Here is a 7,196-nt window from a genome sequence, read left to right as displayed (position 1 = left end):
TGTATCTTCAACCGCAGCTTGTGCGGCCGCAAGACGTGCGATAGGCACGCGGAATGGAGAGCAGCTGACGTAATTTAGGCCAACTTTATGGCAGAACTTAACTGATGAAGGTTCACCTCCATGTTCTCCACAAATTCCACATACAAGTTCAGGACGAGTTGCGCGGCCTTTTTCTACTGCCATCTTAACAAGCTGTCCAACACCATTCTGGTCGAGAACCTGGAATGGGTCAACGTTAAGTATCTTCTTGTCAAGATATACAGGCAGGAAGCTAGCGATATCGTCGCGGCTGTATCCAAATGTCATCTGTGTCAAGTCGTTAGTTCCAAAGCTAAAGTATTCTGCTTTCGCAGCAATGTGATCAGCTGTTAAAGCTGCTCGCGGTATCTCAATCATAGTTCCAACACGGAATGCTATTTCTATACCTTCCTCTTCGAAAATCTCTTTTGCCGTTTCACGAATGACCTTCTCCTGCATATCAAACTCATTGACGATACCGATGAGAGGTACCATGATTTCTGGTTTAGGATCAAATCCTTCTTTCTTTAACTGAACTGCAGCACCCAATATGGCTCTTGTCTGCATTGCCGTAATCTCGGGATATGTGTTGCCAAGGCGGCATCCGCGGTGACCAAGCATAGGATTGTGCTCACTTAGGCAGTTTACTCTCTGCTGAATCTCCTGAACGGTTATTCCCATTTCTTTAGCCATGATTTGCTGACCTTCAAGATCGTGGGGAACGAACTCGTGCAAAGGAGGATCAAGTAAGCGGATGTTGACAGGATATCCGTCCATTGCTTTCAATATACCATAGAAATCTTGTTTCTGATATGGTAAAAGTTTTGCAAGTGCTTTTTCGCGACCTTCAACTGTATCCGACAGAATCATTTCGCGCATTGCTTTTATCTTCTCATTTTCGAAGAACATGTGTTCTGTGCGGCAGAGTCCGATTCCGACTGCACCAAAATTACGAGCTACAGCTGCATCGTGCGGAGTGTCTGCATTTGTTCGTACGACGAGTTTTGTGTATTTGTTGCACAAATCCATAAGTGAAGCAAAATCACCTGTAACCTCTGCCGGCTTGGTTTTTACCTCACCAAGATAGATTTCACCTGTAGATCCGTTTATAGAGAGATAATCGCCTTCTTTAAGCATTACACCGTCTATTTCAACAGTACGTGCTTTATAATCAATATTCAAAGCTCCTGCACCAGACACGCAACATTTACCCATGCCTCTTGCAACAACTGCAGCGTGAGAAGTCATACCGCCTCTTGCTGTAACAATACCTTCTGCTGCTGCCATACCAGCCAAATCTTCAGGACTAGTTTCTATACGGACCATTATTACGCGTTTTCCGTCATCATGCCATTTTGCCGCATCATCGGCAAAGAAAACAATTTGTCCGCAAGCTGCACCAGGTGAAGCAGGAAGACCTCTTGTGAGTACCTTTGCGGTCTTTAATGCGTTCTTGTCAAAAATAGGGTGGAGCAGCTCGTCTAGCTTATTAGGCTCGCAACGTTTTAAGGCTGTCTTTTCATCTATTTCTCCTTCACGCAGCAGGTCCATAGCAATTTTAACCATTGCTGTACCTGTACGTTTTCCGTTGCGTGTCTGCAGGAACCAAAGCTTTCCTTCTTGAACGGTAAACTCCATGTCCTGCATGTCATGATAGTGATGTTCAAGCTTTTCCTGAAGTGCATTGAGCTGTGCATATATTTCAGGCATAGCTTCTTCCATTGACGGGTATTTAGATATTCGCTCCTCTTCAGAAATGCCTTGCTGTTTAGCCCATTCGATAGAGCGTGCCTTTGTTATCTGTTGAGGTGTGCGTATTCCGGCAACAACGTCTTCACCCTGTGCATTAACAAGGTATTCACCATTGAAACAGTTTTCTCCGGTGGCTGCGTCACGGCTAAAGCATACGCCTGTTGCTGATGTCTGTCCCATGTTTCCGAATACCATGGCCATAACAGTTACAGCAGTACCCCATTCTGCAGGTATTCCTTCCATCTTACGATAAAGGATGGCACGTTCATTCATCCAGCTGTCGAATACGGCACATATAGCTCCCCAAAGTTGTTCCATTGGGTCGTCAGGGAATTCCTTGCCTGTTTGTTTCTTTATAGCCTCTTTGAATAATTTGACAAGTTGCTTGAGTTCGTCAACAGTCATTTCATTGTCAAGAGTTATATTTCGTACAGCTTTTACCTTCTGAATTATAGCTTCAAACGGATCGATGTCTTCTTTGTTTACTGGTTTCATTCCTAAAACCACATCACCGTACATTTGAACAAAACGTCTGTAACTGTCGTATGCGAATCGTTCATTTCCGGTTTTCTTTGCCAAACCTTCAACAACCTTGTCGTTTAGACCGAGGTTCAAGATTGTATCCATCATACCAGGCATTGAAGCACGTGCTCCGGAACGTACGCTGACGAGCAGAGGATTCTCTACGTCGCCAAATTTGCTGTTCATCAAAGTTTCTATATGATGTACAGATGCTTTTACGTCGTCGCTTAAAAGTGCAACTACACTTTCTTTGCCTTTTTCAAAATATTCGTTACAAACATCTGTTGTAATAGTGAAACCAGGAGGAACTGGCACTCCGATAAGGTTCATTTCGGCCAAGTTGGCACCTTTTCCGCCTAGCAGATTACGCATATCTGCTTTTCCTTCAGCTTTTCCGTTACCGAAGGTGTAAACTCTTTTTTCTGTCATATTAATTTATGGTTTTCATGTATATTTTTTATCCAAGATTTTTGTTATGTGCAAATATACTTAAATTTTATTAACTAACAAATTTTTTTCTCTGTTTTTAGGTACAATCAATATAATTTGTTTTCTAAATATGCGTTTATTATGTCATTTGGAAATTATTGTTTGCATACTCGTTTTTTTGTAAACAGGCCATTTTACAAGTTTAATTATATAAATGTTAAATAATGTAATTTGCGTGCATTATATGGCTAATTGACAATTTGTAATGTTTTTACTGAAAAGCGGTTCAATGTGTTAGTAGTTGTGCGTAGGAACAATGGGATGAAATAGGCTTTATATTACTTAATGTCATGGCTATATCGGCGGTTTATGAACATTTTTGTGCGAAACTTGTGGCTTGTGTTTGATAATTAACCGCTTTTTAACATGTAATTCATTGAGTTTCGGACTCTAAATCAATATAAATTTATATGTAAAAGCATATGTTTGGCAATGTATTTAATATGGATTTGTACTGTTTGATTCTTGTGCTTTTTGTAATGTATTGATTTCCAGTGTGTTATTGTGGCTGGATTCCTGTGCGTTTTGTGGATGTAATTTGTTATATTAAGGTCTGTTACTGTTTTTTTTAGCTGTTTGTAAATCCAAAAAGTAAGCATGATGCAAATAAATGTTTCAATGTGAAACTTATGCGGCGGGCAGATAAATGTCAATTATGCCTTAGCAATGTGATTATATTTGAATGTATGCTAAAATAGAATTGGAAAATTTGTTTTACTAATTAAAATTTCTACCTTTGTAAAAGAATGTAAATGGGTATGGAGATGATATGGGTACGCCCTGTTGTATGGGGATTCCGCTCAATCCTGCACTTTATAATTGTGATTCTGAATATACCTTATTATATAAGGATAGCGGAAACAAAATAGGTGTAATGCCCTTTATAAATTTAATGTGATTATATTTTAAATCTAAATTACTTATATTAAACACTTTATTGTATGGATAAGACAATTGAAATGAATGCGAACCCACTAGTTGAGTTCCTGCGTAAACCTTCAAAATGCTTTACTAAAGCAGACATAATTGCATTTATACGTGAAAAGGGTATACGTATGATAGATTTTATGTATCCGGCTGAAGACGGACGCATAAAAACTCTAAACTTTATGATTAATGATTATGCTTATCTTGAAACTATATTAACAGACGGCGAGCGAGTTGACGGTTCTAGCTTGTTCCCTTCATTTATAGAGGCAGAAAGTAGTGATTTGTATGTAATACCACGTTTCCGCACTGCATTTGTAAGTCCGTTCTCAGAGATTCCTACTTTGTGCATGTTATGCTCATTCTTTGACAAGAATGGTGAACCATTTGAATGTTCTCCTGAACGTACGTTGCATAGAGCAGCAGCAGCGTTTGAAGAGTCTACAGGCATGACTTTTGAGGCAATGGGCGAATTGGAATATTATGTTATAGCTGATGATAATGGAATGTTCCCTGCTGTAGACCAGAGAGGATATCACGAATCAGGTCCTTTTGCAAAGTTTAATGAGTTCCGTAAGCAGTGTATGGCATACATTGCTCAGACTGGCGGACAAATCAAGTATGGACATTCTGAGGTTGGAAACTTTACTCAAGATGGAAAAGTTTATGAGCAGAATGAAATAGAGTTCTTGCCAAACCCTGTAGAAACAGCAGCTGATCAGTTGGTGTTGGCAAAATGGGTAATCAGAAATCTTGCACAAATGAATGGGCTTGATGTTACTTTCGCTCCTAAAATAACTGTAGGAAAGGCCGGCTCAGGTTTACACATACATATGCGTATGATGAAAGACGGAAAGAATTGCATGATTAAAGACCACAAGCTTTCAGAAGAGGCTAGAAGAGCTATTGCCGGTATGATGATTTTAGCTCCATCTATTACAGCATTTGGCAATAAGACATCTGTGTCATACTTCAGATTGGTTCCTCATCAGGAAGCGCCAACAAATGTTTGTTGGGGTGATTGCAACAGATCTGTACTTGTGCGCGTTCCCCTTGGTTGGACTTCTGGCCGTGACATGTCTGTTCAGGTTAACACTCTTGAAGCAGAAGCTAATAATGATACAACTCTCAAACAGACTGTTGAGATGCGCTCACCTGACGCTTCTGCAGATATATATCAGCTTATGGCAGGTTTGTGCGTAGCATGTAGATATGGCTTGGAGATGGAAAAAGAAGAGGCCTTACAGATTGCTACAGATAAGTATGTCGGAATTGATGAAGCTAAAAAAGGTCTGTCAAAATTTGAGCAGCTTCCTGATTCATGTGTGGCTTCTGCAAAATGGCTTGAGAAGCAGCGTGGATTATATGAGGACAAAGGTGTCTTCTCTGCAAGAATGATAGATGGTATCATTAGAGCTTTAAACAAACAGGATGACTCTAACTTGCGTGAGTCTGCAGAAAAGGATAGCAAACTGATGCAGAAGTTAGTTGAGTCTTCTTTCTATTGCGGATAATTTATAGATAAGCAAGTTTAGCTATTTTTAGTATAAAGGCAAATATCTTTAGATGATTTCAGATTATCATTTAAGGGTATTTGCTTTTTTATTCTGACATAAAGTATTTTGGGCGTTAGGATATATTCCGTTCGGGTGTATTTTGATTATATTTGTTATAATTAAGTAGTGTTCTGATGATGGCGCTTAGCAGGATTGTACTCGCCTAAATTGTTATGACATTTAGTGCTATTCATGTAAAGTTTTAATCATACACACATTTGTGTATGTCTTATTGACTTCTTTATTAATAAGGTAAATTGTTATTTTCTTAATTTTTAGATTATACGTTGTTGTATTTTAAAAATATCAGTTAACTTTGCATAATAATTATATGCATGCGTATAAATATGGGTTGGTTCGGGCCGCTTTATTAATATGTATGTGAGGTGTTGCATTACATTAATTAATATTAAAATGAGCAGAAAGAAAAAATCACTACCAGTTTTAGAAAATATAACAATAACTGATTATGCAGCAGAGGGAAAGGCTTTGGCAAGAGTTAATGAACTTGTCGTGTTTGTCCCATTTGCTGTTCCTGGTGACGTTGTTGATTTGCAGGTGCGGAGAAAGAAACATAGCTATTGTGAAGCAGAGATAATAAGATTTATAAAATATAGCGAAAGGAGGGTTAAGCCATTCTGTCAGCATTTTGGAATTTGTGGAGGATGTAAATGGCAGAACATACCATATGATGAGCAGCTTAGAATGAAACAAAAGCAGGTCTATGATCAGCTGACTCGTATTGGTAAAGTTAATCTACCGGAATTCAATCAGATATTAGGCTCTGTTAAAACCCAAGGCTATCGTAATAAATTGGAATTCGGCTGTTCGAATAGACGATGGCTAACTCAAGATGAAATAGCTTCAGGTTCGGATTTTACACAGATGAATGCTGTTGGATTCCATATAACAGGTGCGTTTGATAAAATTTTGCCGATAGAAAAATGTTGGTTAATGGATGATCTGCAAAATAAAATCAGAAATGCAATCAGAGACTATGCCTATGAACATGATATCGTATTCTATGATATCAGGAGACAATGCGGGTTGTTGCGTGATATTATGGTCAGAAACTCTGATACAGGAGAGTGGATGGTTTTAATACAATTTCATTATGAAAAGGATGAAGATGAGGTTATTGCCAAAAACTTACTTCAGCATATTGCAGACTGTTTCCCTGAGATAACGTCGTTGCTATATGTTAATAATCAAAAAGGTAACGATACCTTTAATGATTTAAATATTGAAGTGTTTAAAGGTAATGATTATATATATGAAACTATGGACGGCTTGACATTTAAAGTTGGAGCTAAAAGTTTTTATCAGACAAACACGAAGCAGGCCTATCATCTTTATTCCGTAGTACGTGATTTTGCAAATCTTACAGGTAACGAACTTGTTTATGACTTATATACAGGAACTGGAACGATTGCTAATTTCGTTTCTAGATATGCTAAACGTGTTATAGGTATTGAATATGTCCCGGAGGCTATTGAGGATGCTAAAATTAATTCTGAAATAAATAATATATCTAATACCTTATTCTTTGCAGGTGATATGAAAGATATATTAACGGAATCGTTTATATCTGAAAATGGTACTCCTGATATAATAATTACAGATCCTCCTAGAGCAGGAATGCATCCTGATGTGGTTCAAACTATAATTAAAACAGCTCCAAAGAGAATAGTGTATGTAAGTTGTAACCCTGCAACACAGGCACGTGATTTATCTCTTTTGGATGATTTATATGAGGTCGTTGCAGTACAGCCTGTAGATATGTTCCCGCATACGCCTCATGTTGAAAACGTCGTGTTATTAAACAGACGCGTAAATTAAATTTTGATGATAAGGTTATACCTTTATTTTATATATTGTGTGTGAATTATTAGCTTTTACAGGTTTAAATTTATAGAAAATTGAAAAGAATAA

The 7,196-nt window shown here is 38.1% G+C and carries 3 protein-coding genes; 2 read left to right on the top strand and 1 reads right to left on the bottom strand.

The annotated features are described in order from the left end of the window. Positions 1 to 2,721 (bottom strand): pyruvate, phosphate dikinase (ppdK, locus tag QVO66_RS10740; protein ID WP_288172824.1); only part of this gene is annotated, 2,721 nt, incomplete at its 3' end. Between the two features lie 1,001 nt (positions 2,722 to 3,722). On the opposite strand from ppdK, the gene QVO66_RS10735 reads away from it, so the two are divergent. Together QVO66_RS10735 and rlmD are read left to right on the top strand one after the other, a co-directional pair. Then, a complete protein-coding gene (locus QVO66_RS10735; protein WP_021855493.1) occupies positions 3,723 to 5,222 on the top strand; it encodes a glutamine synthetase family protein in 1,500 nt (499 codons plus the stop codon). Between the two features lie 456 nt (positions 5,223 to 5,678). After that, entirely contained in the window at positions 5,679 to 7,103 is a 1,425-nt protein-coding gene (gene rlmD / locus QVO66_RS10730; protein ID WP_021855492.1) for a 23S rRNA (uracil(1939)-C(5))-methyltransferase RlmD, read from the top strand. The last annotated feature ends 93 nt before the right edge of the window (positions 7,104 to 7,196 follow it).

The sequence above is a fragment of the Prevotella sp. CAG:255 genome (genome assembly GCF_000431195.1).
GTDB classification, from domain to species: Bacteria; Bacteroidota; Bacteroidia; order Bacteroidales; family Bacteroidaceae; genus Prevotella; species Prevotella rara.
This window is presented reverse-complemented; position numbering and strand designations above follow the sequence as displayed.